The organism is Actinotignum timonense (assembly GCF_030216305.1).
Taxonomy (GTDB): domain Bacteria; phylum Actinomycetota; class Actinomycetes; order Actinomycetales; family Actinomycetaceae; genus Actinotignum; species Actinotignum timonense_A.
Genome location: NZ_JASOKT010000011.1, coordinates 1 through 25,544 on the forward strand (window position 1 = coordinate 1; position 25,544 = coordinate 25,544).

Sequence of the window (25,544 nt, forward strand, 5' to 3'; positions counted from 1 at the left end):
CGACCAGGCCAAGGTGAAGGTTGGCCAGCAGCCCTGGGCGACGGTTAATGAGGATGGGACAATTTCCCTTGCTCCGACCGCTGGAAATGCTGAAGTTGGCGAATACCTCATCCCGGTCAAGATGACTACCCCGACGGGTGAAAAGATTCTTCTTGCTCCGATTACGGTGCGTGATCCGAACGCCGATGGTGATAACGACGGCACTCCGGACCTGAAGGATCAGTGTCCTGCTGTTGCTGGGCCGGCTTCTAATAATGGTTGCCCCGCTTGGGGTGATGGTGATGGTAAGCCCGGCGCTGAAGTGACGCTGGAGAAGGACCCTGCTAATGGCAAGGTTCCGGATACTGCATCATGCGAGGCGACTGGTGGTGCCACCTGCGCCATTGGCCCCGATGGCAACGTCGTCGTCAAGATCCCTGGTGACGCCAAGGATAAGGACGAGATTACTGTCACGATCAAGGATGGCGATAAGACGTTTGATACGTCGAAGGTGACCGTCACTGATCCGGATACCGATGGCGATACTGTCCCAGATTCTTTGGATAAGTGCCCGGATGTTGCTGGGCCGGCTTCCAATAATGGTTGCCCTGCGTGGGGTGATGGTGATGGTAAGCCTGGCGCGGATGTGACCTTGGAGAAGGATCCGGCTAACGGCGATATCCCGAACACCGCTACCTGTGAAGCCGGCAATGGTGCTACCTGCACCATTGGCCCGGATGGCAACGTCGTCGTCAAGGTTCCGGAAGACGCTGCCCCCGGTACTGAGATTCCGGTGACCATTAAGGATGGCGACACGACTCTGGACACCTCCAAGGTGACCGTTGTTCCCGCGGACAACCCGATCTGGAATGACACGACCACCGAGCCTTCCGCACCGGTTAAGCTGCCTAATGAGGGTGGTCCTGTCCCGGCTGGCTCCACGGTTGAGGTGACCGGGCCGGGTACGGCAACCCTGAACGAAGACGGCTCGATCACCGTCACTCCGAACGCGAACGCCAAGGATAAGGACCAGATCGTCGTCAAGGTCAAGGACCCGAACGGTAAGGATCTTGACTCCGCTACCGTGACCATTGCTGACCCCGACACCGACGGCGACAATGTCCCCGATGGCAAGGATCAGTGCCCGACCATCGCTGGGCCGGCTTCCAATAACGGTTGCCCTGCGTGGGGTGATGGTGATGGTAAGCCCGGCACTGATGTGACGCTGGAGAAGGATCCTGCTAATGGTCCGATCCCGTCCTCGGCCACATGCGAAGCAACCGGTGGTGCCACCTGCACTATTGGCGGGGATGGCAACGTCGTCGTCAAGGTTCCTGGGGATGCTAAGGATAAGGACGAGATCACCGTGACCATCAAGGATGGTGACAAGGTCCTCGACACCTCCAAGGTGACCGTCACCGATCCGGATACTGATGGCGATACCGTCCCGGATGCGCTTGATCAGTGCCCGGATATTGCCGGTCCGGCTTCCAATAACGGTTGCCCTGCGTGGGGTGATGGTGATGGTAAGCCCGGCACTGATGTGACGCTGGAGAAGGATCCTGCTAATGGTCCGATTCCGTCCTCGGCCACATGCGAAGCAACCGGTGGTGCCACCTGCACTATTGGCGGGGATGGCAACGTCGTCGTCAAGGTTCCTGGTGACGCGACCCCTGGCACTGAAATCACAGTAACCATTAAGGACGGCGATAAGACACTCGATACCTCCAAGGTGACGGTTACCGAGCCGGAAAAGCCTGTGTGGAACGACGGAAACAGTAAGCCGGGTGTTCCAGTTGACCTTCCTAATACCGGCGGGCCGGTACCCGACGGCACAACGGTGGAAGTGAACGGTCCGGGTACCGCGACCCTCAATCCTGATGGTTCAATCACGGTTACCCCGAATCCGGATGCTAAGGACAAGGACGAAGTTGTCGTCACGGTCAAGGATCGCGATGGCAAGGAACTCGATACCGTAACCGTGACGGTCAATGATCCTGATACTGACGGCGATGGCCTGACCGATTCCGAAGAAGAAAAGATCGGAACCGACCCGAATAACCCCGATACCGACGGCGATGGCATCAATGACGGTGACGAGGTCAATGGCACCAAGAACCCGTTCAAGGACGATAAGTTCAATAAGGACGGTAAGCCTGGTAACACTGACCCGCTCAACCCCGACTCGGATGGCGATGGTGTGAATGACGGTGACGAAGTGACCGGTAAGCACAACAATGGCAATCCGACTAATCCGAATAAGGCCGACTCTGATGGTGACGGCGTGACGGATGGGGATGAGAAGAAGGACGGCACCGATCCGAATAACCCGGACACTGACGGTGATGGCATCAATGATGGTGACGAGAAGAAGATCGGGACTGATCCGAAGAACCCCGATACCGACGGCGATGGCATCAATGACGGTGACGAGGTCAATGGCACCAAGAACCCGTTCCAGGATGACAAGTCTGATCCGAATGGGAAGCCTGGTAACACTGACCCGCTCAACCCTGACTCGGATGGCGATGGTGTGAATGACGGTGACGAAGTGACCGGTAAGCACAACAATGGCAATCCGACTAATCCGAATAAGGCCGACTCTGATGGTGACGGCGTGACGGATGGGGATGAGAAGAAGGACGGCACCGATCCGAATAACCCGGACACTGACGGTGATGGCATCAATGATGGTGACGAGAAGAAGATTGGTACTGATCCGAAGAACCCCGATACCGACGGTGACGGGATCAATGACGGTGATGAGGTGAACGGCACCAAGAATCCGTTCCAGGATGACAAGTCTGATCCGAATGGGAAGCCTGGTAACACTGACCCGCTCAACCCTGACTCGGATGGCGATGGTGTGAATGACGGTGACGAAGTGACCGGTAAGCACAACAATGGCAATCCGACTAATCCGAATAAGGCCGACTCTGATGGTGACGGCGTGAACGACGGGGACGAGAAGAAGGACGGCACTGATCCGAATAACCCGGACACTGACGGTGACGGCGTGAACGACGGTGACGAGAAGAAGGACGGGACCGACCCGAAGAACCCGGACACTGACGGTGACGGTGTGACTGACGGTCGTGAAAAGGACCTGGGCACCGACCCGAAGAACCCGGATACTGATGGGGATGGCCTGACCGATGGTGAGGAAGCCGGTACGGATATCGACGAGAACGGCAAGCCTGCTCGCAACGAGGATGGCACCCCGAAGGTTGATGACTCCAAGGCCACCAAGACCGACCCGAAGAACCCTGACACCGACGGTGACGGTATCAACGACGGCGACGAAGTCAACGGCACCAAGAACCCGTTCAAGGACGACAAGTCCGATCCGAATGGGAAGCCTGGTAACACCGACCCGCTCAACCCTGACACTGATGGTGACGGCGTGAATGATGGTGACGAGGTGACGGGTGCGAAGAATGGTGGCAAGCCGACTAACCCGAACAAGGCCGATACCGATGGTGACGGCGTCACCGACGCTGACGAAATCAAGGACGGTACGGACCCGAATAAGGGTGATACCGATGGTGATGGCCTGACCGATGGTGACGAGAAGAAGATTGGTACTGATCCGAAGAACCCGGACACCGACGGTGACGGCATCACGGACGGTGATGAGGTGAACGGCACCAAGAACCCGTTCCAGGACGATAAGTTCAATAAGGACGGCAAGCCTGGTAACACTGACCCACTCAACCCTGACACCGACGGTGATGGGCTCACCGATGGTGACGAGGTAACCGGCGCGAAGAACGGTGGTAAGCCGACTAACCCGAATAAGGCCGACACGGATGGTGACGGTATTAACGATGGTGACGAGATTAAGAACGGCACCGACCCGTTGAACCCGAACGACCCGGGCAAGCCTGCACCGAAGACCAAGAAGGTCAAGAAGACTCTTCAGGTCACTGGTGCAACGAGCGTGGGTCTTGCTGGTACGGCGGCATTCTTGCTGCTTGCTGGCGGGCTCGTGGTGACGCGGCGCCGCAAGGCATAAGTGCTGAACTGATCGCGTAACGCAAGAGAGGGGCTGGCAGACGAACCTTCACAAGGACAGTCTGCCAGCCCCTCATCCATGTAGAAATACATTCAATCCACGGCTCTAAACGGTGGATTTACCCAGAAAACTTAGGCAGTCACGCGGATATGCGAGGTGCCGTCGTCCCGTGGGATAACTGCGATGCGTTCGCTGATCATCTGTTTCATTTCCGACACGTGGGAGACAACCCCTACGGTGCGCCCGTTTTTCCCTAGGCCGTGCAGCACTCCCATGACCTGATCAAGTGCTCCATCCGACAGCGAGCCGAAGCCTTCGTCAATGAGGAGGGTATCGAGGTGAATCCCTCCATTTTCCGCGCGCACTACTTCCGCTAAGGCGAGTGCCAGGGAGATAGATACGTAGAATGTTTCCCCACCCGAGAGCGTGCGAACGGAACGTTGGACCGGTTCGGGACCGGCGTGGTCAATAACAGCCAGCCCGAGGCCGGTTTTCGACTGGTGACTGCCCTTCTCCTTTTCGTCCGTCCGGATGAGCTCAAAACGCCCGAGGGAAATATCCGCGAGCTGCTCATTAGCAACATCAACAACCTGCTCAAAACGGTGTTGCAGCACGAAGGTTTCCAGGGGAACTTTCGTTACTGATTCGGGGCCCGCGGTAGCCAGGGAAGCTAAACGCACAACCGCTCCGGAATGCTCACGAACTTCCCGCCATGCCTGGAGATCCCGCTGTGCGGTGCGCAAGCGTTCCCCGCCGGAGCGGGCCTGGTTCTCCGCCCTCGTAGCCTGCGCCCGTGCTTCTTGAGCGGCGTGGCGTGCCAGCGCGCTGGCTTCCTCCGCCCTCGCGACATCAGCCTGAGCATCTTCGGGAAGTTCCGCGAGTTCCGGTTCTGCAAGTTCGCGCTTCACATCGCGGCATTCCTCATCAAAAGCGGTGATGGAATCCTGGAGCTGTGCCTCTTCCACTTTGTTGAGCATGGCAGCATTCACCGCCTGGGCATCCGCGAACTCAGTGCCGGCCAGAGCCGCAGCGAGCTCATCACCGTGGGCCTGTTCATCTTCGCGCGCAGCGAGTACCCCACTCGCGGCGGTGTTCCAGGCATCCTGGGCTTCGCGTAGTTCATCAAGAGCCGTGCGGCGCGCTGCGATAGAAGAAAAGCCGGCGTACTCGGCGCTGAGGCGGGTGAGCTGGGTACTGATCTCACGTGCGAGAGAGGTGTTTTCAGCCTCTAATTGCGCCACTTCGGTGCGCAATTGCTCTAGGGAGGTTTCCCGTGTGCGGGCTTTCTCGGCAAGTTGCGCGAGCCGCTTCTCCAAGTTTGTTACGCGCAAAGCTGCCTGCTGTGCCGCACTCAAATCAGCGCGGGCAGCAGCTAATTCCGTACTGGCCGCTTCCGTGGTGGCATCCCCGGCCACGGCCCGTTGCTCAGCAAGCTGGGCTTTTATTTTCTCCACATGAGCTAGGCAGGTGCTGTAGTGCTCGCGGGCGGTGCTGGCAGCCGCCTGGGCGGCCTTCACCTGCGCCGCAGTGGCACGCACATCTTCCGGTGGGGCAGGCGCCGGGTGGGTACAGGACCCACACACCGGACAGGGCTCATTCTCACGTAGCTGCCCCGCTAATTCACCTGCGGTGGACTGTACCCACGCGTCGGTGATTTCCCTGGCGGAGCTTTCCTTTTCCTGAACCTGGGCAAGAGCATCTGCAAGCTTGGCCCGGGCTTCTGCTTGCGCATTTTCACTGGTGGCTACCCGATCCAATACTTCAAGGAGCTCGGTGGCGCTGCGCACCCGCTGCCCGGCAGCAGCCTCACCGCTGGCGGTGGTGCGGGCAGTTTCGAGCTTTCCCTCCACTTCCTCGCGTTCAGTGGCCGCGGTAGTTGCTTCCTCACGCAGCTCTTCCACCGCGCTCTGGCGCTCGGCGAGCTGTTCGGTGGCGCGGGCAGCTTCCTGTTGTTTGCGCTCCACCTCCTGTTCTGAGCGCTCCAATTCGGTCAAGCGCCCGCTAGCTTCGCTCAGCTCGGTGACCAGACGGCGCCCGGATTCCACCCCGGCAGGGCTGAGATCAGTAACGGGACCGTGTTTGCCTCCGGTGCCCGTGCCGAATTCTGCAAAAACAGCCACGAGATGGGCGTGGGCTTCTGTGCAGGCGCCGGCACAGTCGCGGCTCTCTTGGCGAGCCCGGTCAAGGGCATGTACATGTGGCAGGAGTGGGGCTGCGGCGCGGTGGGCAGCGAGGCGTGCACGATCCACGGCGATCACGGCTTCGCGTTCCCGGAGCTGGCCGGCCCGGGCGTGCAGAACCCGGCGACGTTCAATGCGGGCAGCCAAAGCGCGTTGCGCGTTTTCGGCTTCGCGAGCCAGCTCTAACGCGGCCTCGGCTTTTTCAGCTTGGGCGAGTGCATCGCTAGCACACCCAACGGTGGTAGCGAGCGCCTGTTCGAGACTAGCGACTACAGCTTCGCCTTCAGCTGGTAGATCCACGCCTTGAGCGGCGGCGGTGAGGGACTCACTTTCCTCAGGGGGGAGCTCCAAGGCGGTTGCGGTGTTCGATACGGCCCGCACGAAAGTTTCCTGAGCGCTCGCAATAGCTCCGCGTGCCGCCCGGGCGTGATCCGTGAGCCACTGGGTGACCGAACCAAAAACCCGGGTATCGAAAATCTGGGTGAGCAGCTTGGTGCGCTCCTGGCTTTCCAGCCGCAGAAATTCAGCAAACTTTCCTTGCGGAAGCACGATAGTTTGCAAGAACTGTTCCGCATTGAGGCCGAGGAGGTTGCTGATATACACCCCGACATCGCGAGCTTTGGTAGCAATCGGGGTACCGCCATCTATATCTCCGAGGTCCACCGCAGTTTCGGAAAGCTTCCATAATTTTGCGGTAGCAGCGGTGGGGGAGGAATTGCCCGGTTTGGTGAAGCTAGGGGTGCGACGCACCCGGAATGTGCCCGCTTCGATGGTGAAAATAACGTTCGCGTAGCTGATGGTGGAGGGATCAACATACGTGGAGCGCAGGCGCTCGGTTGAGCTTTCTTTCCCGCCCGCGACCGTACCGAAAAGCCCGAAAACGACGGCGTCAATAATGGTTGATTTGCCAGCTCCGGTGGGCCCTTCCACCAGGAAAAGCCCAGAAGCTCCCAGGGCGTCAAAATCAATAACTTCCCGCCCCGCGAAGGAGCCGATACCTTGAAGTTCTAAGCGGCGCAGCTGCATGAGTCCCTACTCCTTCTCCCCGGTGCGGACGGCTTCCCATGCCGCCACCATGACCTGGTTTTCTTCTTCCGTGAGATCCCGGTGCCCACTTTCCGTCATGAATTGGCGTAGCACGCTCAGGGAATCAAGGCGGCGAGTATCCGCTGTGCTGTGGCGGGTGGCGGCCGGATCCACCACGTGGCGAATTTCCAAAGCGTGCGGGAAAGCGGCCCGCACCCGGGTGGTGAGATCCGCCGGGCGGGCCGGATCGGTTACCAGAATACGCGCGAATTTATCCCGATCGTCACGGTGTGCGGGGCTGAGTACCTCGGCTAGCGGTGCTTCGATGGTGACGATGGGGCGCCATACCGGAGCCGGAATGAGTTCTTCTTCCACCAGGGTCCCGCCTTCAAAGGTGAGAAGAACAGAAGATTTGGGCCGGGTTTCCGAGAAAGAAAAAGCGATAGGCGAACCCGAGTACCGCATAGGCGGCAGCCTGCTAGCTTCAGAAGTACCCGGTTCTGGCGCACCGCCCACCCGCTGTGGGGAATGCAGGTGGCCCAGTGCCACGTAGCTCAGGCCCGCCGTGGCGCTTGCCCCTGCGCTTCCCAGGGCGAAAAGCGCGGCGGGAACAACTTCCACTCCGCCCACCGAAATATCGCGTTCGGATTCGCTGGCCGCCCCGCCGGCAACGAAAGCGTGTGCCATAGCGATACGTGCCACCGGCTTGCCAGCGTGCGGGCCGTGCTGAATATCTGCGGCAATACGCTCCAAAGCTGCGTGCATGACCGCGGTGTGCGAGCGTTCCAACAGCTCTGCGCCATCGTTGCGATCAACGTGATCAGCGTGATCAACGTGATGAACATGATCGATACGATCCGCATTATCCGCACCTTCCAAGTGATCCGCGCCAGCGTAACCAGCGTGAGCAGCACCGCCTGCCAGGCGGCGGCGTTCCACATCGGGATCCAAATAGGGAATGGGGTAAACCAGTGCGCCAAGATTACCGGCGCGATCACGCACTTCTACCGGCTGGGCGCAGCGCAGCGGATCGGTGCGAATGACAATGCGCTCCTGGAAAAGTTCCGCCCCGAATCCTAGGCGCTGCGGGGAATCATGGTTCCCGGAAATCAAAATGACCGTGGTGAGTTGCGCGAGCCGGCGCAGGGTGCGCGAAAAAAGCTCAACCATGGGAGCGGGTGGGACGCTGCGATCATAGACATCCCCGCTAATCAGAAGGGCATCTACACCGCGTTCCCGCACGGTATCCACCACGTGATCCACCCACATTTCAAAGGCCGGCGTGAGATCCGCCCGGTGCAGGGTGCGCCCGAGGTGCCAATCGGAGGTGTGCAAGATCTTCATGGCTTCAGCCTACTGTGGGGCTACGACAAAAATTTTGGCCCGATGAGGTTCCGGCCCACGGAATGCACCGGCCCGCGAACGTCCAGCGCACCCCATTCTGCTTTAGGCTTCCGCCTGGCCTCCATTGACCGGGTCCTTATCCGACCACGGGAAGGCAATCCACGCGTCGGTGTGCAGATAGGCGTAATCGGGTTTGAGCACCGAGCGTGACTTTTCGTAGAGGACCGCCACCCGAATCTCGGTAGCGTACTCTTCGCAGAGTTCCTTCACGAAGCGTAAAGTCCGCCCTGAGTCAGCGACGTCGTCGACAATTAAAACCTTTTTGCCGGCCATTCCACGCACGTCACCGGACGGTTCCACCAGGCGCGGATCCTTGAGCGTGACCCCGATGCCGGTGTAAAACTCGACGTTGAGGACGAGCATGCTTTTGAGGTCTAAAGCGTAGGCAATTGCGCCGGCGGGAAGCAGCCCGCCGCGGGCCACGCTCACGATAATTTCCGGGCGGTAGCCGGAATCCCAGATGTCGCGGGCGAGTTCGCGGGTGACCTCGCCGAAACGGTCCCAGGTGAGGACCTCGCGCGCGGGCGTGTTGGCGGGCGCATGCGCGGGTGCGTTGACCGGCGCGTTTGTGGGCGCACTACCCGGTGTACCAGTGGGCGCACTAGCCGGCCCGCTGCCGGGAAGACCCTCGTTCTCGATCAACGGCTCGGCCTTATCACTGCTTCCCACGGCTCCTCCTTCGATTTAGTTCCGGCTACCCGGCTGGATCTGTTCCCGGCTGTGCGGGTAAGTCTCGTCCTCGCTATCCGGTCGGCTAGTCGCGGCTACCCGGCTGGACATGTGTCTCATTAATAATTGCTTGGGCGGCGGCGTGCAACTTTCCGTTGGTGACCAGTGCGCTTCCCCACCACGGCCCCGGTTTGCCCTCCATAGAGGTGAAGGTTCCCCCGGCCTCTTCCACGATCGGTACCAGCGCCGCCATATCGTAAACATCCAGGCCCGGCTGCGCGGCAATATCGAAGGCTCCCTCGGCCAGCAGCATATAGGGCCAGAAAGCCCCGTAGGCGCGGGTGCCCCAGGTGGCGCGGGCGAAGGCGATGAGGGTGGCCATGCGCCCGGTTTCGTCCCAGCTCGAGAGGGACGAAAAACCGAAAGCGGCCCGGTCCATCCGATCAATATCGGAGACGCGCAGGCGCTGGGGCTCGCCCCCGTTTTCACTCAGCCACGCCCCGCCGCCGCGACTCGCCCACCAGCGCCGCCCGAGCGCGGGCGCGGACGCCATACCGGCCACCATCTGGCCGTTTTCTTCCACGCCGATGAGCGTGGCCCACACCGGGTTGTGGCGCACGTAGTTGCGGGTGCCGTCAATCGGGTCGATAATCCAGCGCCGCGGGGCGTGCTCCAGGCTGCCGCCCTCCTCTTCCCCGTACACGGCATCCCCGGGGAAATCCCGCTCCAGGTACTCGCGGATAAGTCGTTCGGCCGCCCGATCCGCATCGGATACCGGCGAATTATCGGGCTTCGTATCCACGGTGAGGCGGCGGCGCTCATAACGCTCCAGGGTGAGGGCGTCCACGGCATCCGCAACGGTGTGCAGAAAAGCGATAGTGGAGCTGGCATCCATTTATTTCTCCCATTCTTCGAAGCCGCGCGAGGCGAGCACGCGGCGCAATGAACTCACCCGCTCGCGCAGGCGTGGATCGGTGAGGCTATCGAGGGCACATTCGGGTTCGGTGGCCTCATGGCTGCACCCGCGCGGGCATTCCAGCGCGGTTTCTTCTAGGTCGGGGAAGCCCCGGAGGATATCGGCGGCGTCCAGATGAGCCAGGCCGAAGCTGCGCACCCCCGGCGTATCAATGAGTTGCCCGCCGCCGGGCAGCGGAAATGCGATAGCGGAGGTGGAGGTGTGCCGGCCCTTTCCGGTCACCTCGTTGACGTGCCCGGTTTCGCGCGCCGCGGCCGGCACCAGCGCATTGAGCAGGGTGGATTTGCCCACCCCGGAATGCCCCACGAGCACCGTGGTGCGCCCGCGCAGCGCCGCGCGCACGGCCTCCAAGCCCGAGTGCGTGGTCGCTTCTCCGGGTGCGGGCACCGTGTCAGAACCCGCTTGCGTGGCTGCGTCCCCGGCTGCGGGAGCTGCGCCGTCGTACCCCAAAGCCGTTGCGAGAATCGGCACCCCGAGCGGTTCGTAATACGCGCGCAAGGCGTCCGGGCGCGCCAGGTCCGCTTTGGTGAGGATGAGGAGCGGATCCATGCCGGCGTCGCGCGCGGCCACCAGGCAGCGGTCAATCATGCCGCGCCGCGGTTCGGGTTGCGCGAGCGCCGCCACAATCGCCATCTGGTCCGCGTTCGCCACGATGGTGCGCTCGCGTTCGTTGCCTTCGTCCGTGGAACGCGTGAGTTGCGAACTGCGTTCCTCGATAAAAACGATGCGGGCCAGGGTGTCCTTACGCCCGGAAAGGTCACCGGTCAGGCGTACTTTATCTCCAACAACGACGGCGCCCCGGCCCAATTCCCGCGCTTTGACCGCAATCACGCGGGTGCCTTCGTTCATGAGCACGGTATAGCGCCCGCGGTCGATGGTGATGACCTGGCCGAGGGGCCGGTCGGAGTAATCGGGCCGAATCTTCGTGCGCGGCCGCGAGCCCTTTCCGGGCCGCACTCGCACGCGGGGATCGTCGGTGCCGATATCCCTCATCGGCCCACCAGGTCTGTCCACATCTGGGCGAAACGCGGCATGGTTTTCCCGGTGGTCGCAATATTTTCCACCCGCAGCCCGGGGATGCGCAGGCCGAGGATCGCCCCGAAGGTTGCCATGCGGTGATCCTCGTAGCTGCGGATAACCGGGGTGTTTAGCGCGGGCGCCGCGGGCTGTGCGCCTGCGGCCGCGCCGCCCGCCGCCGCACCCGAAACCGCCGCCGCGCCGCCCGCCGCCGCGCCCCGCCCAGCCGGCGGGGTGATGATAATGTCATCGCCTTCTTCGCGGGCGGGGATCCCCACGCCCCTCAGCTCCGCGGTGATGGCGGCCAGGCGGTTGGTTTCATGCCCGCGCAGCTGCCCGATATTGCGCAGCGCGCTCGGGCCGGTGGCGAAGGCCGCCACCGCGGCAACCGTGGGCGTGAGCTCCCCAACATCGCTGAGATCGGTATCGAGGGGGGCAATATCCCGCGGCCCGGTCAGCTCAAGGACGCCGTCATCGCGCAGCTGGGCGCGCGCCCCCATGGCCGTGAAAATATCGACGATTTGCGCGCCGGGCTGGGTGGTGCGTGCCGGCCAGCGCGGAATTTCCACCGTTCCGCCCGTCACCATAGCGGCGGCCAGGAAGGGGGAAGCGTTGGAAAGATCCGGTTCCAGCACCACTGTTCCCAGCTGCGGGGTGCCCGGATGCACATGCCATTCCACCGCCGGGTGTTCGCGATCCGCGGGCGCCCCGCCGGCCGCGAATTCTTCCACCTGAATACCGGCCCGGCGCAGCACGTCCACCGTCATGGCCAGGTGGAAAGCGGAAGGAACCTTCGGCCCCACCGAACGCAGCACCAGCCCGCCCTCGCAGCGCGGGCCGGCCAGCAGCAGCGCGGAAATGAATTGCGAGGAGGCGGAAGAATCAATCTCCACCGTTCCTCCGGCCAGGCGCCCCTGGCCGTGCACTCGCACCGGGAGGACCGCCCGCCCGGCGCTATCGCTGGCGGCATCAACCTCCACTCCCAGATCACGAAGAGCCCGCACCACCGGGTCCATGGGGCGCACGCGGGCGGCGTCGTCGCCATCAATAACGACCTCACCACGCGCGAACGCGGCCAACGGCGGCACGAAACGCATGACCGTGCCGGCGAGCCCCGCGTCAATGGTGGCGCCGTGGAGCGGGGCGGGGGAAATATCGAGGACGTCCTCAGCTTCGGTGGTGCCGCGCTGCCAGGCGACCCCCACGCCCATGCTCGCGAGGGCGCGGGCCATGAGCTCGGTATCGCGGGCGCGCAGGGGCGCGAGGATTCGGCCCGTGGTGCCGGGCCCGCCCAGCGCGGCGGTGATGAGGAAGCGTGCCATGAGCGATTTGGACCCGGGAACGGCCACGCTGCCGCGCACGGGGGAGGGGTGGAACGGTGCTGGCCACAGGTCAGTCATTTAGGAACGCTTCGCCTCTCTGATTTGTTCGCGTGCGTGAGCGCGCACATCCGCGAGCTCATTGCGCTGATCGCGCCATTCGGACACACGGTACCCCAGGGAGGGCTTGCCTTTGCGATCCGTCCACGCCAGGGCGGCGCCGCCGGCCAACCCGAGCGCGCCGAGCAGCCCGCCCAGCACCTCACGCCGCTCGCTCTTCTCCGCCGCCCAGACCGGGTGATTGGCCAGGGCCACCGGGATTTGGGTGAGGGCGAGAGCCGCGCCGGACAGGCGCTGGAATTTTCCGATGGAAAGGAAAGCCCCGCCGATGAGCTGGACGGTGCCCAGCGCGCGGGTGAGGGTGGTGGTGTCAACGGATTCAAGATCAACCCCGGCCATTCCGGCCAGCCCGGCGATGTTCTCAGCCCGTTCCTGGTGGTCCTCGGGGTGGCGTACCGCGGACAACCCCTGTGCAATAAAGGGCGCGGCAAGCAGGGGCCGCGCGAGGAATCGAATCATACCCATACCTATATTGTTACACTAAATCGGGGAATATACCCGCGTTTTCCGGGCGTTATACCCATGTCAGTCCTGCAGACGGACTAGGCTAGACCATGATGAGCACAGACCTAATGAGAAGCGCCCCCGATGAAACCGCAGCCGAACGCGCCGCGCGGTTTGAACGGGATGCTCTTCCGTATCTCGACCAGTTATACGGGGCCGCGATGCGCCTCACGCGCAATCCCACCGACGCCGAAGATTTGGTTCAGGAGGCCTACGCCAAAGCCTTTTCGGCCTTCCACCAGTACCGGCCGGGCACGAATTTGAAGGCGTGGCTCTACCGCATCCTCAATAACACCTTTATTTCTAATTACCGCAAGGCGCAGCGCCAGCCCAAGCAGGCTGACTCCTCGGAGGTGGAGGATTGGCAGGAGTATCGGGCGGCTTCGCATGCTTCCTCGGGGATGATGTCCGCGGAAGCGGAGGCCCTGGAGAATCTGCCGCAATCGGAAATTCGCGATGCTTTGAGCGCGCTGCCGGAAGACCGCCGCATGGCTGTCTACCTGGCGGATATTGAAGGCTTCTCCTACCAGGAGATCGCGGACATCATGGAAACGCCGATCGGAACGGTGATGTCCCGTCTGCATCGCGGGCGTAAACAGCTGCGGGAATTACTCGCGGATTACGCGCGTGAACTCGGCTATGGGAAGAAGGAGAAGAAGTGAGCGGTGAGGATAGGTTGCAGCGCGGGGTAGAAGACTCGTTCCGGAACCGCGGGATTGAATTGGATAGTGCCGCGGGGGAGTGTTCCTGCCGGGATATTACTGATTATCTTTTCGAGTATCTGGATCACCAGCTTTCCGCGGTGCAAAGCGAGCGCTTGCAGGCCCATATTTCGGGGTGCTCGCGGTGTACGGAACGGGCGGAAGCGGAAACCCACGTGCGCGATATTTTGCGAGCCTCGTGCCGGGAGGTCGCGCCGGCGACGCTGCGGGTGCGGATCGCCCAGCAGATTTCGGTGTACCGGCGTACCACTCGCGATTTCGGGTAGCGCGCGTGGCGCGTTGCGGCGTTGCCTACGATGTAGCGCGCGTTACGCTTCGCGCGGGTGCCGCGCCGGTTGTTGCACGCGCCGTTTCGGGTAGTTTCGCCACATTGTGCCGGTTTTATTTACCTGACCGGTCGCCCTTGGTAAGCTAATGTGGTTGCTCGTTTACGAGCTGAGAAAACGTTACGTGAGGAGAGAACATGAGCCAGCGTGGTCGTAAGCGCAAGGATCGCCGCAAGAAGAAGGCGAACCACGGCAAGCGCCCCAATTCCTAAAGTGGTGCGCTCGCTGTTGCGAGATGTGTAGAGGGTCCGGTTTTCCGGGCCCTTTATTTTTTACGACGACGCCGCCAGCTGGCGGGATGGGCTTTGGCGGGGTACGCCGCCGCTTCCGCGCCTGAGCTAAGTGACATGCATAGTGACAAAAATGTCACTATGCAGAAAGTATGCAGGCGGAGAAGGCGCGATTCGCGCGGCGATCTGCAAGCGGAAGCTGTGGGCTGCGGGGTGGGATCAGCCACCTCTGCCGAGAACTCCTGGCCGGTCATCTATATTTTCCTTATGGGGAAACGTGTATTGGAAACTAGTGGCGACCACGGCGTGCAGGGATCTTTGCATCGATATGGTTCTGGCCGGCACAGTGTCGCGTTTCCGGGCTACCGCATCTTCGACGAGGGGCAAACTGGCGTTACCTTCGATTTGCTATTTGCCTCTTATCTGCGGGGATGTACGGATGTTGAATTGCACGACCCGTTCATCAGCTATTCCTATCAGGGGCGTAACCTCGTTGAGTTCATGGCGGTTGTGGCTCTGGTGAAAAATCCTGAAAAGCGATGCCGCTTTCGGTTGTTCACACTCAGGGCGAAGAAGAATGAGCATCACGAAATTCAGGTTCGGATGCTCGATAAGATCACGAAAAATGCCTCTGAGCAGGGCATTGACCTCGACGTGATTTTCGATTCGCGTGCGCACGACCGCTGGTTGCGTACCGATACGGGATGGCTTATCTTCTTGGGCCGGGGCCTCGATATCTACCACAACTTCGAGGGTGGCCACTATGCCTTCCCTACCTCGCGTCAAGAATTCCGAAAGGTTCGGGGTTTTAGCATCGCCTATTCCCTGGATAAGAAGTAAGGGAATCCGTGGGAGAGTGGGTGGAAACGGGGGCTAGCCTCCAAACTCCTCCGCGGATAGAGGATCAGCCCACACCGAGGAACCTCGGGCGGGCTGAACTATTGACGCAATAATAGCAGAGAAACAACTGGATTTCTCATATCCTGAAAACTTGCTGCGCTACTGGGCTATCCCTACTACTATGTGATGCATACAAGCGGTGCAAACGTGCTCGCACGGCACCTGCACCGCGGTGACTAAAGGGGGGAGTGGTGGCTGATTCCCAGCTTCGTAAAGGCGTGCTTGAACTCATCGTGCTCGCCTCGCTTTCCAGGGCGCCGGCCTACGGCGGGGCGTTGCTCCAGCGCCTGGAAAATGCGGGTATGGCGGTATCGGCCGGTACTCTCTACCCGCTTCTTAACCGTCTCAAAAAGGCCGGCCACCTGGCCATTCATTGGGAGGAATCCCCGGCCGGGCCCCCGCGCAAGATCTACACGATCACCGCGGCTGGCCGCAGCTACGGGGAACGACTCGCCGGCGAATGGCGCAATCTTGCCGCCGTCGTCACATCCCATCTCACCGCTCTCACAACCGACCGAGGTGATAACAATGCCGGAGCCTAACTCGCCCACAACCCCCACAATCTTCGGAATCCCCGCTTCCCTGGAAGCCCTGCGCTCCCGCGAAGCTCGCTCGCGCTGGTTCGAACCGGAAAATCCCCGGGTTTTTGTGCCGCGTAGCTTCGGGATCGGCTGGGATATTAATATGGGCGCGCTCGCGGTACGCCTGGGAATGATTCGCCCGGATGATTCCCTCCCGGACCTGGAAGACTATATTCCTCCCCGAACCCGCAGCGCCCTCAGCATCGCGCCCGCACTTGGCGGAGCTCTTGCCGTGGGAGCGGCCGCCCTGGTGGCCCGTCGCCACCGGCTCCTTCCCTCCGGTTTTCGTGCCAATCTGCGCCCGCGCGGCATAGTTCCGGCGGCACGGGCCGTGGCGCCCGCCGCGCTCCTCGGAGCTGCCGGCACGGCGCTCGCGGCCTGGGGTAATCGCGAACGCGTGGATGTTCCGGCTACCGCGCTCGCCGCCGGATTACAGGCCACGGCCCTCCTCTCGCTTGCAGCACAGGACCGCTACGCCAGCCATCGCCAAGCCTCGGCATCCCTCCTGGCTGGATGTACCGCGGTGGCACTTCCCGCGGTGGCAGCTGGCGTCGTCGTCGCTACTACGCGCGGAGCGCTACGGAATCTGGACCGTTTGCTTAAACGCAAGCACTCGGAAAACTCGGACGCATCCGCAGGCGCCGCCGATGCCGCGCACGGCACCACAACCTCACCCGATACGAAAGAAACTGAATAACCATGGAAGATTTTCTTGCTTTGCCCGCGGCGGCGCAGATCGCCCTGGGAATCGTGGCACTGATTCAACTCGCCCTGCTCATCACGAGCCTGGTGCTGCTGTCGCGGTGGCCGGAGCGGCAGCTCGCCGGGGTGCCGCGCCTGGGATGGGTGGTGATTGTTCTGCTCGGCTCGCTAGTGGGGACCTTGCTGTTCCTCTTTATGTACGCGCGGGCGCGTAAGGCATTGGCGCAGCGGCAGGCCTGGGAAGAACGGCGGGCCGGCGGCGCTCCCGGGGTAACCGGTGCCGGCACGCAAGCACCCGGAACCCGCGCCGCCGCGGCGCAAGCACCCGCAACTCAAGCTGCCAACGCGAGTGGAACGGTGCGTGAGCTCTATGGATAAGACGTACGCGGTTCGCACCGAAAATCTTAGTAAGAATTTCGCGGGGCTCGCCGCCCTCACGGATGTCAATCTGCACGTGCCCGAGGGCTCGGTGTACGGGCTGATCGGCGGGAACGGCGCCGGGAAAACTACCACAATTAAAATTTTGCTGGGGCTTATCGCCGCCAGTTCTGGCACGGCGCGAGTGCTTGGGTATGAGCGGGGCACGCTGCCGGCTGCCCCGGTGCCCGGCATCGCCTACCTGCCGGACGTACCCAGCCTGCCGGGATGGATGAGCGCGCCGCAGGCCCTCGAATTTTTCGGCGAGGTGTCCGGGGTGCAGCGCGCGGTGGCTCGCCGCCGGGCCGCCAATCTGCTCGAGCTGGTGGGCCTGACCCGCGCCCCGGGGAATATTGGCGGGTTTTCCCGCGGCATGGCGCAGCGCCTGGGAATTGCCCTGGCGCTGGTGGGTGCCCCGCGGCTCCTGGTGCTGGATGAACCGACGAGCGCCCTCGATCCGCTCGGCCGCGCCGATGTGCTGAATATTATTCGCGAGCTGGCCGGGCGTACCACGGTGCTTCTCACCTCGCATCTGCTCGCGGATGTGCAGCAGGTATGCGACCACGTGGGGATGCTGCACGAGGGCACGCTCCTCGCCGAAGGGACCCTCGATGAGGTGCTCGCGCTCTACCGGCCCGAACGCGCAACGGTGCAGGTCAGCGTGGCGCACGCGGATACCGAAGTGGCGCGCAGCGCCATCGCGGCGGCGTGCGGGGAGGCGGGTGTGGATGCGCAGCTCGATGTCGCCCCGCCCTCGCTCCAGCATGTATACGAATACCTCTCGCGCGGAAAGGTAAGCCAATGAGTTCTGCTGATACTCGCGTTACGGGCAGTCGCGCTACGGATCGCCCCGCCGCGCGCACTAACGCCACGCACATCCGCACCGGCAACCGCGCGATGCTGCGCTACGACCTGCGCCGCCTGCTGCGGGTGCCCAGCACCTGGGTGGTCCTCGGCCTGGCGCTGCTGCTCGCGGTGGTCTCCCCGCTGACGGCGCTCTACGCCCCCGATATTATTGCCGCGCTGGCCGGGCCGGATACCGCGGCGGCGCTCGGCGCGGCCATGCCCGAGCCCACCTGGATCCAGGCGCACGCGCAATGGGTGAAAAACCTCCACCAGATTTTCGGGATGCTTTTCGTGATGCTCGGCGCCTACCAGATCGTCACCGGGATGCTCGGCGGCCCGGTGGTATTGATCGTGACGCGCTCGGTGAGCCGCACGGCCGTTTTCGCCGGGAAAATGCTGAGCACGGTGCTCTTGGTGGCAGCGGTGGCTTTCGGCGGCAGCACAGTGGCCGGCATCCTCACCCGCATTCTTTTCGACGACGGCGCCGTGCTCGCGCTCCTGGGAGCCGCGGCACTCTGGCTGCTCGCGATTATTTTCTTGCTTTCCGTGGTGGTGCTGGCCGCGGTGGCAACGGGAAATATGCTAGCCAGCGCCGGTATCGGTTTCGTTGCCTACCTCGTGCTGGCTTTCGGTGGCATGTGGGAGGCGGGCGCGCGCTACAGCCCGCTCGGTTTGAATGATGCGGTGGGCGCCGTGGCGAGTGGTGCTGAGGTTCCGGGTCTGTGGTGGATAGGTACGACGACGGCGCTCGCGGCCTGCGCGCTCCTCTGGCTCGCACTGCGCCTCTACCAGCGCCGCCCGCTCGGGTGAGTTGGCGCGACCGGGGTGAGCTCGGTTGTGGGAATCGGCTACTGCCCTCGCCCCGGCTTATTCCTTTGCGTAGACTCGCGGTATGGACGTTATCTCCGCCACCGCAGCGCAGGAAAATCTGCCGGAGCTCATCGAGGCCGTGAATGAACGCAGCGCGCCGGTTATTATTGCCGGCCGGGCAGTTAACGCCGTTTTGGTGAGCGAGGATAACTGGCTGGCCCTCCACGAAACTCTGCGCTTAGTGAGCACTCCCGGCTTCGCTGAATCCGTTAAGGCGACCCGTCACGAGGGCGGCACAAGCGATCCGCTTGAATGGTAGGAACTAAGCGGCTCCCGCATTATGTTCAGTGCGGGAGCTGCTTTGCTGCCGGCTAGTCCCGGTGCTCGTTACCGTACAAAAGCACCGCTTCGCTCACCCGAGCTTGGGAATCCGGGCTGAGCCGCAAGAGGCTGAATTCTTTGAGAATACGGCGCACGAAATCCTCATCAGGATATTCGCCCCACCGGTATTCTCCCGGATACTTGTCAACCAATACGCGTGCCATATTATAGATTTCGCGCAGTGGAATCTCGTTGATGCCTCGGCCGGGATATGGCCGGTAGTAATGCCAATTTTCCGGATAGACATCCTCAGGCCATACAAATTCTTGGCCATCGGAATCATCAACGAAAATCTGATCCTGAGGGATGAACGTATCGAGGATTTTATTGACCTTTTCAGAGGTCCGTTGCCGCCCAAACCTCTTAACAATCGCTACCCGCAAGGACTGCAAAGGAAGAGGTGCACTCTCTTCGATCATCTCTCGCACAGCTTCGCGAACTTCGGCTGTTCGCGCGGTAGACATGGGAAATTCCAGCTCCTCCCGACTCCCCAAGGGCGACGTGTCCGGGAGAGTTAACGGTGCTGGGCATGGCGGAATATCGGTACCCCAGTCATCAACGCTCTCGCTTATGTGACGGACGGATTCTCCGGGTTTCGTGCCGTGTTTTTCCCAGGCTTCCCCAAAACGCCAGCGTCCCTCAGAAGTATCACTGGGATTTTCCGGGGTGGCTGGTTTGAGAGCGACCCGAATTGTACTTCGCTTCGGTTGCGGAGCAGATTGCGGGCTTGGCTGCGGATCCTCCGGGGTTCCGTGTTGCGCTGGCTCAGCCGCACGTTTTGCTTTCGTGTGCGTATTGCGCTGCGCCGAGGGGACTTCGCGCCAGGTGAGGGCCGGTTCGGCATCCGGGGCCCGGTGGTTGCTTACCGGGGCGCGGCTGCTTTCCGAGGCCGGGGTGAGCTCCTCGCCAGCCGCGGCATCGCTATCCGCTGTTGCCTTGCGGGCAAGTTTGGCTTTGCGGCCGGCCAGCTTTTTCGCGGCCCGTTCCTGGCGTTTTTCGGCCTTCCGTTCCTCTGCCGCATACCGTTCCTTGGCTGCCCGCGCCGAAGCATCAATGCGGTCAATGACCCCAGCCGGATCGCGCCGCAGCTCCGGAAGCCACACCCGTTCCACCGCGAGCCACCCCATCATGGAGGTCAGCAGCTGCGGAGTAATATCACGATCAGTCACGGTGGGGAGCGAACTCCATTTTTCGTCGTCGAACATGACAGCCAGAAGCCACACCTTGCTACCCGGCTCGCGCACCACGATATCGAGGGTGTAACTAGAGAGGCCGTAATCGCCCTGCACTTCCCAGCCACGCTCGCGCAGCTCACGCATGAGTCGGTCACGCACCGGGTTGTCATTAATGCTCAGGGCGCGGGGAAGTGCAGAACTGGCTTCCGCAGCCGAATCGGCCGGTGCGGGAGCTGCGCCGTCGTTCTGAGTACGCGCGCGGGCCCGCAACATATATTCACGTAAGTCCTGCATTCCGCGCGAGCGGGTGCGATTGAGGTCGATGTCCTCCGGATCAAAGGAGGTGACCACCAGCACCTCGCTGCGGGCGCGGGTAATGGCGACGTTGAAGCGGCGTTCACCGCCCTCGCGGCTGAGTGGCCCGAAATTGAGGGGAAGCGGGCCACCGGGTTCGCGCGGTGAAAATGCGGTGGAGAAAATAATGACATCGCGTTCGTCGCCCTGGACGTTTTCGAGGTTCTTGACGAAAAGCGGATCTTTTTCCTGTTCCATCGCGGCGCGGATGAGGGGATCGCGCGAGTCTTCCAGCAGGTCAAGGATGAGGTTGCGCTGCTGGATATTGAAGGTGACAACACCGATTGATTGGTGCGCTAATGCCGGCGAATTGAGGCGCCGGTGAATATCGCGCACGATTTCTTCGGCTTCCACCCGATTCGTGCGGAAGGTAGCCCCGCGGCTGCGGTCGAACGTTCCAGAAACACGCCGCATACTCACGCCCGCACCGCCGAAAAGCGCCGCGTTACCCGGCGAGGGGAAACTGGAAAGTTTGCCTTCGTAATAGGCTTCGTTGGAGAAGGCAATGAGGGATTCATCCCGGGAACGGTAGTGCCAGGAGAGCCACAGGCGCGGCAGGCCCGATTCGACCGCCTCGGAAAGAATCGACTCCAGATCGCTGACCACCGTCTCCACGAGCGGGCGATCCGGATCGTCAAGATCCTCATCATCACCGCTGAACGGCCCGGTTTTCCCGAACCGCGTAGGCGGCATCTGCCGGCTATCCCCGGAAATGATCACCGCTTTGGCGCGGCCGATGGCACCCATCGCCTGATCAACGGTAATCTGGCTCGCCTCATCAAAAATGACGACGTCGAAAACTACGGCAGTGGGATCTACGAACGTGGCAAGCGATGCCGGGCTAGCGAAGAAACAGGGCGTGGCTTCCAGGATCTCCTCGGTGAATTCTTCCAGCAAGGAGCGGAAACTGCGTGCCCCGCGTTTGCGATCCAGGTTGCGCCGCAGGGTTCCCACTTTTCCGTGGAGCTCCCCGGGGCGGAAGGACCGCCGCGCCATAAGGGTTGCCGGTAGCGCCTGGGTGGCTTCACCCTGGATCGTGGCGAAAGCTTCCTGGAGGCGGGTGAGATCCGAACTATTTTGTTCCGAGAGGGAAATGTGGCCGCTGAAAGCGCGCATGCGTTCTTCCGCGCTGGTGGAGGCCACCCCGCGGCGGAAGGCCAGCGAAATATCACGGTCGGGCACCTCACCCATTTCGATTTGGTGCTGGAATTCTTCCAGGCCGTTCTTGCGCAAGATCGCGGTGGCGCGGTGCCATTCGACCGCGGCAGCCAGGGAATCGCGCCCGGCTGCTGACCAGCGCGGATACCATTCTTGGAAAACGCTCATCCACCGATTCTCCGAGGGGAGTTGCAGATCGGCGGCGCTCACCCAGGCATCCCAGGTGGAGCTAATGATGTCGAGCGCAGCGCGAGCATCATCCAGGCTGCCGGCGCGGCGGGTGAGCTCCACCAGGGCGGGGAAACGGGTGGAAAGCTCCAAAGAACGCTGGAGAGAATCCGCGGCCTCCGCGAGCGCTGCCGGAGCGCTCGGGTCGCTGAGGGCCACACTCACGCGCTGGCGAGCTCCCGGGATGTTTTCTAGTTCTGTTTCCAGATCAGCTAGGGCGCGGCGCATATAGCTCAGCCGGCCGAGCGCGGCCCGGACTGTATCAGGGGAGTGCTCGCCCTCAATATCCGGTTCCCGCCCGGCGGGCAGCGCCGGAATAAGGGCCGAACGGTAGGCCGCTAAGCGCTTCTTCTTCCCGAAGAAGCCGCCCTCCGCGAGCTCATCGAGCGCGCGGCTGAGCGCGGAGGTATCGCCGTACGCGAAGAACGCGGGAGAGAAAATGTCGGTGAAAAACTCCAGTTCGGGAGCCAGCCGGGCAAGCTTATCGGCAACCGTCGCGATTTTCCAGGTGGAGGAGGCCAGCTGCCGGGCCTCATCCGGATCCAGTAGCGGTGAGGTGCCATCGAGTGCCTTGCGTACGTCCGCAAGCGGAACGCTCCCCAGGGTATCGACCAGCTCCGGGTATTTCTCGCATTGCGCGGCCATAGCCGCGAGCCCGTCGAAAGCATGGATGAGTTCGGGGAGCGGTGCGTGATACGGGCCCACCAGCTGCCAGGCGGACATGGCGGCCAGATCGGTACTGCGTGCACGCACCGCGATATTGGGCAGCGCTTCATCGATAGTGGCGATAGTTGCCCGCGCATTCGGATCGGTGACGAAGCGTTGCGGAACTACCGCGACCGCTCCCTCGCCAAGATCGAGGGAAGCAGTGACGGCCGACCAGAGCGAATGCCCGGCCGCATTCATTCCGTGCACAAGCGCCGGGTAGGCCGCGAGGGGTTCCAGGCGGGAACGCAGCAGTGCCCGGGCATTATCCCAGCGGTGCATATCGTAATGAACACTCGCGTCAATCGCGCCGCGCAATTGATCCCGAATCGCCTGGGGGCGTTGCTCCCCGCCGTGTAGATCGAGAATAAAAGGTGCCAGGCCAATGCGTTCCATGCGTGTTTTGACGACGTCGAGCGCGGCCTGCTTCTCCGCTACGAACAGTACTCGTTTCCCCTGTTCCAGAAGGTGGGCCAGGATATTCGTGATGGTTTGGGATTTTCCGGTTCCCGGAGGTCCTTCCACCACGAAGCTGTATCCCTGACCGGCCGCGGATACCACTCGCATCTGCGCGCCATCGGCGGGAATAGGAAGATTAAGTTCCGCCTCATTCGGGGTAATCTGCTCAATCGGCGGGAGGTCACTCGGCTCCACAAAGCTTTCCCCGGGGCGTAGCGTCAGGTGTTCGAATACCGGAGATTCCATGAAAATATCCCAGTGATCGCGCAGATCACGCCACATTCCGAACGTGGAGAACTTGGCGATACCCAGGTAGACATCCCGAGTCACCGTAAAGGGAAGATTCTCGCGCACCAGCGCGGCGGAAATCTCACGAAGCGCGTAGTCAATATCGAGACCGGAAGCATCAAGTTTCGGTTCGGAAAGCGCGGTGATATGCACGCCGTGTTCCTGGTGGAGCCATTCCACCAGAGAGTGGTTGGGGGTGGCCTCAGCGCTGTTATCGGCTTGGATTGTGAAACGGGAACGGCCCGAACCGCCCCCTAGCCGTACCGGGAGGAGGAAAAGCGGTGCGCTGGCATCTTTCCCGTTTTTGCTGGTGTAGCGCATCGTTCCGAGCATGAGATAAAGATTGGCTGATCCGGTTTCCTCCGCCAGCGTTTTCGTGGTGCGAGCCAAGTTTTTGAAGAACTCGGCGTAGCGGTACTCCGTTACATGCCCGAAGAGGATGCCGCGCTCGCTCAGTTCATCGCTCACCTCAGCATCGGATAAATCACTCACGTCCGTGGTTCCGCGCAGGAAACGATTATCGGAAAGATCATCCTGGGCGCGCATCGTAATGCGATCGCCGCGGGAAATACGATCATCAATATCCGCCAGCATTCCGGCTCGAACTTCGAATTCCAGGACTTCCTTGGCCGGTTTGATATTGAGGAGGCGGTTGCGCAAGGTGAGGTCGAGGAGCTCACGCTTCCAGCGCTGCACCCGGGCCGGGGCCGCATCGCTGGTATCCAAAGTGAGATAGTCCGCGGAATCCTCCCCGGCCAACTGCTGCGCCAGTTTCCCGGCCGCTCGAATAGCCGCCGCGGGGGAGTGCGCATGAGGCGCGGACCCGGCCGCCTCGGCTGTGGCTGAGGCCGAGGCATCCGGTAGGGCGGCAGCCGGAGGGGCTTGAGTGGGAAGCGGGCGCAATCCATCTCTATGCGATTCCGCCAATCCAATAAGGGCAAGAACAGTACCGTCTGTCAGCTTCGCCTTGGTGCGATTGAGGTTATCTGGGAAGCTGAGCGCGGCGTCGTAAAAAGCAGCATCCAAAGCAAGAACTGCACCGGAACGTAAATAATTATTGATGGAGGCCGGTTCGGTAATAACCGGTTCGCGCAGGCCGTCCTCCGTGCTTGCAATGCCGACGAGGGCGTGCCCCGGCACCAAAATAATCACCGGGAGCAGCCCGCAGGACTGCGCCAGGGCCGCGTAGGTAAGGACCAGGTCGATGCAGGTGCCGGCTTTTGCGGCGAGAACTTCCTCCGTGGTGCGGATGCGCTGGCCGGTATTTTCGAAAGAAGCAGGTGGGGTGACGTAACGGATATCCTCCGCGGCTAAAACCGCGTAGGCAGCCGACATGATTTGAAGCACCCGTTCGATACCGGCCTGGTAGCCCTGCACCGAGGCATCGCCGGTGGCTTCCTTGAGCAAATCGGAAACCTTGCGCACCAGCGCGGGAATCTGCGGGGCGTTGGGCTGCGCAAAAGCCGCCAGCGACTCAAAATATGCCGGAGCGTGGAACCACTCATTCGGAGCGAGGATACGTATATCGGCTCGGGCATACCCGGCCGCGGAACTCCCCTCGGTGCGCAGATGTGCTTCCAGGGTTCCGGGTTGGGATTCGGTTGCCTGTAATAGGGGATTATTCGGGTCGAGGCGGGTGTGCGCGAGGAAACGCGGTGCTACCGGGGCGGCTTTTCCGGGCCGGAGTTCAGGAAGGGGAACCGTGAGGTCGAAAAGTGAAGCCGCGCCAATGCGAGCGCTCAGGTCCAGATGCGCCTGTTCGCTCGCCTCGCTATCCGACGTATTGGTAGCGAGGATATTTTTGATAACTGGAACCTGGTTATGGGCAAGTGCCCAGCCGGTTTTCCCTGCATAGGAGATCTCAACGCGGAGGATTCCGGATTCCACAACAAGAACGTCGATTCCCTCAGATCCCACTCCGCTCATTCCCGCTAGTGCCCTTCCGTAGGTGTGTGCCCTGCCGTGTCCTCATTGGCAATCGGCGATATTTTCGACAATCCACCCGATATGTTACTCCGTATCCTTCCCGGGCAGGCGGGTATTTTAGTCCGCG

Annotated in this window: 19 protein-coding genes; 11 read left to right on the forward strand and 8 right to left on the reverse strand. The window is 61.9% G+C overall.

All coding sequences use genetic code 11. The features are described 5' to 3' along the window. Positions 1–3,994: Ig-like domain-containing protein (locus QP305_RS06365; RefSeq protein WP_284904621.1), on the forward strand; the 3,994-nt coding region annotated here is incomplete at its 5' end. Positions 3,995–4,125: 131 nt separating this feature from the next. Here the strand turns inward: QP305_RS06365 and QP305_RS06370 are convergent. The 7 genes from QP305_RS06370 to QP305_RS06400 all read right to left on the reverse strand — a co-directional run bounded on the left by QP305_RS06370 (position 4,126) and on the right by QP305_RS06400 (position 13,170). After that, positions 4,126–7,200, reverse strand: coding sequence for an AAA family ATPase (locus QP305_RS06370; RefSeq protein ID WP_284904622.1), 3,075 nt, complete (start codon positions 7,198–7,200; stop codon positions 4,126–4,128). Positions 7,201–7,206: 6 nt separating this feature from the next. After that, positions 7,207–8,544, reverse strand: a complete 1,338-nt coding sequence (locus tag QP305_RS06375; protein WP_284904623.1) for an exonuclease SbcCD subunit D — start codon at positions 8,542–8,544, stop codon at positions 7,207–7,209. Between the two features lie 102 nt (positions 8,545–8,646). After that, positions 8,647–9,273, reverse strand: a complete 627-nt coding sequence (locus QP305_RS06380) for a phosphoribosyltransferase family protein (protein WP_284904624.1) — start codon at positions 9,271–9,273, stop codon at positions 8,647–8,649. Positions 9,274–9,358: 85 nt separating this feature from the next. Further along, the gene (locus QP305_RS06385; protein ID WP_284904625.1) at positions 9,359–10,168 is read right to left on the reverse strand and encodes an inositol monophosphatase family protein; all 810 of its coding nucleotides are present in this window, start codon (positions 10,166–10,168) and stop codon (positions 9,359–9,361) included. Further along, positions 10,169–11,242: a ribosome small subunit-dependent GTPase A gene (gene rsgA, locus QP305_RS06390; protein ID WP_284904626.1), complete on the reverse strand. Its 1,074-nt coding sequence runs from the start codon at positions 11,240–11,242 to the stop codon at positions 10,169–10,171. Further along, the gene (aroA, locus tag QP305_RS06395; protein WP_284904627.1) at positions 11,239–12,666 is read right to left on the reverse strand and encodes a 3-phosphoshikimate 1-carboxyvinyltransferase; all 1,428 of its coding nucleotides are present in this window, start codon (positions 12,664–12,666) and stop codon (positions 11,239–11,241) included. Before aroA ends, rsgA begins: the two co-directional genes overlap by 4 nt. After that, a complete protein-coding gene (locus QP305_RS06400) occupies positions 12,667–13,170 on the reverse strand; it encodes a DoxX family protein (RefSeq protein WP_284904628.1) in 504 nt (167 codons plus the stop codon). An 89-nt stretch (positions 13,171–13,259) separates the two neighbouring features. Here QP305_RS06400 and QP305_RS06405 point away from each other — a divergent pair, with 89 nt between their 5' ends. The 10 genes from QP305_RS06405 (at position 13,260) to QP305_RS06445 (ending at position 19,062) form a co-directional block, all read left to right on the forward strand. Then, positions 13,260–13,871 carry a sigma-70 family RNA polymerase sigma factor gene (locus tag QP305_RS06405; protein WP_087069898.1) on the forward strand — a complete coding sequence of 204 codons (612 nt, stop codon included), beginning with the start codon at positions 13,260–13,262 and terminating at the stop codon, positions 13,869–13,871. Beyond that, entirely contained in the window at positions 13,868–14,197 is a 330-nt protein-coding gene (gene rsrA / locus QP305_RS06410) for a mycothiol system anti-sigma-R factor (protein WP_026429087.1), read from the forward strand. Before QP305_RS06405 ends, rsrA begins: the two co-directional genes overlap by 4 nt. Before the next feature lie 197 nt (positions 14,198–14,394). Beyond that, positions 14,395–14,469 (forward strand): 50S ribosomal protein bL37, encoded by a 75-nt coding sequence (locus QP305_RS08730; protein WP_096334972.1) that lies wholly within the window; start codon positions 14,395–14,397, stop codon positions 14,467–14,469. A 159-nt stretch (positions 14,470–14,628) separates the two neighbouring features. Further along, positions 14,629–15,327 (forward strand): MIT C-terminal domain-containing protein, encoded by a 699-nt coding sequence (locus QP305_RS06415; protein WP_284904629.1) that lies wholly within the window; start codon positions 14,629–14,631, stop codon positions 15,325–15,327. A 251-nt stretch (positions 15,328–15,578) separates the two neighbouring features. Further along, positions 15,579–15,929 carry a PadR family transcriptional regulator gene (locus tag QP305_RS06420; protein WP_016441758.1) on the forward strand — a complete coding sequence of 117 codons (351 nt, stop codon included), beginning with the start codon at positions 15,579–15,581 and terminating at the stop codon, positions 15,927–15,929. Continuing rightward, positions 15,916–16,665, forward strand: a complete 750-nt coding sequence (locus tag QP305_RS06425) for a DUF5808 domain-containing protein (protein WP_284904630.1) — start codon at positions 15,916–15,918, stop codon at positions 16,663–16,665. Before QP305_RS06420 ends, QP305_RS06425 begins: the two co-directional genes overlap by 14 nt. A gap of 2 nt (positions 16,666–16,667) precedes the next feature. Next, a complete protein-coding gene (locus tag QP305_RS06430) occupies positions 16,668–17,048 on the forward strand; it encodes a hypothetical protein (RefSeq protein ID WP_284904631.1) in 381 nt (126 codons plus the stop codon). Next, complete coding sequence (locus QP305_RS06435; protein ID WP_284904632.1) at positions 17,041–17,892, forward strand: ABC transporter ATP-binding protein; 852 nt, start codon at positions 17,041–17,043, stop codon at positions 17,890–17,892. The genes QP305_RS06430 and QP305_RS06435 overlap by 8 nt, the downstream gene beginning before the upstream one ends. Then, a complete protein-coding gene (locus QP305_RS06440) occupies positions 17,889–18,743 on the forward strand; it encodes a hypothetical protein (protein ID WP_284904633.1) in 855 nt (284 codons plus the stop codon). The genes QP305_RS06435 and QP305_RS06440 overlap by 4 nt, the downstream gene beginning before the upstream one ends. 82 nt (positions 18,744–18,825) lie before the next feature. Then, positions 18,826–19,062, forward strand: a complete 237-nt coding sequence (locus tag QP305_RS06445) for a type II toxin-antitoxin system Phd/YefM family antitoxin (protein WP_284904634.1) — start codon at positions 18,826–18,828, stop codon at positions 19,060–19,062. A 52-nt stretch (positions 19,063–19,114) separates the two neighbouring features. On the opposite strand, the gene QP305_RS06450 is transcribed toward QP305_RS06445, so the two are convergent. Continuing rightward, entirely contained in the window at positions 19,115–25,408 is a 6,294-nt protein-coding gene (locus tag QP305_RS06450) for a DUF4011 domain-containing protein (protein ID WP_284904635.1), read from the reverse strand. Positions 25,409–25,544 lie beyond the last annotated feature (136 nt).

Coding starts and splice junctions, on each gene's coding strand:
- QP305_RS06385 (WP_284904625.1), bottom strand. CDS start 10,168: ATGGATGCCAGCTCCACTATCGCTTTTCTGCACACCGTTGCGGATGCC.
- QP305_RS06370 (WP_284904622.1), bottom strand. CDS start 7,200: ATGCAGCTGCGCCGCTTAGAACTTCAAGGTATCGGCTCCTTCGCGGGG.
- QP305_RS06400 (WP_284904628.1), bottom strand. CDS start 13,170: ATGGGTATGATTCGATTCCTCGCGCGGCCCCTGCTTGCCGCGCCCTTT.
- rsgA (WP_284904626.1), bottom strand. CDS start 11,242: ATGAGGGATATCGGCACCGACGATCCCCGCGTGCGAGTGCGGCCCGGA.
- aroA (WP_284904627.1), bottom strand. CDS start 12,666: ATGACTGACCTGTGGCCAGCACCGTTCCACCCCTCCCCCGTGCGCGGC.
- QP305_RS06425 (WP_284904630.1), top strand. CDS start 15,916: ATGCCGGAGCCTAACTCGCCCACAACCCCCACAATCTTCGGAATCCCC.
- QP305_RS06430 (WP_284904631.1), top strand. CDS start 16,668: ATGGAAGATTTTCTTGCTTTGCCCGCGGCGGCGCAGATCGCCCTGGGA.
- QP305_RS06375 (WP_284904623.1), bottom strand. CDS start 8,544: ATGAAGATCTTGCACACCTCCGATTGGCACCTCGGGCGCACCCTGCAC.
- QP305_RS06445 (WP_284904634.1), top strand. CDS start 18,826: ATGGACGTTATCTCCGCCACCGCAGCGCAGGAAAATCTGCCGGAGCTC.
- QP305_RS06435 (WP_284904632.1), top strand. CDS start 17,041: ATGGATAAGACGTACGCGGTTCGCACCGAAAATCTTAGTAAGAATTTC.
- QP305_RS06440 (WP_284904633.1), top strand. CDS start 17,889: ATGAGTTCTGCTGATACTCGCGTTACGGGCAGTCGCGCTACGGATCGC.
- QP305_RS06405 (WP_087069898.1), top strand. CDS start 13,260: ATGATGAGCACAGACCTAATGAGAAGCGCCCCCGATGAAACCGCAGCC.
- QP305_RS06415 (WP_284904629.1), top strand. CDS start 14,629: ATGCAGAAAGTATGCAGGCGGAGAAGGCGCGATTCGCGCGGCGATCTG.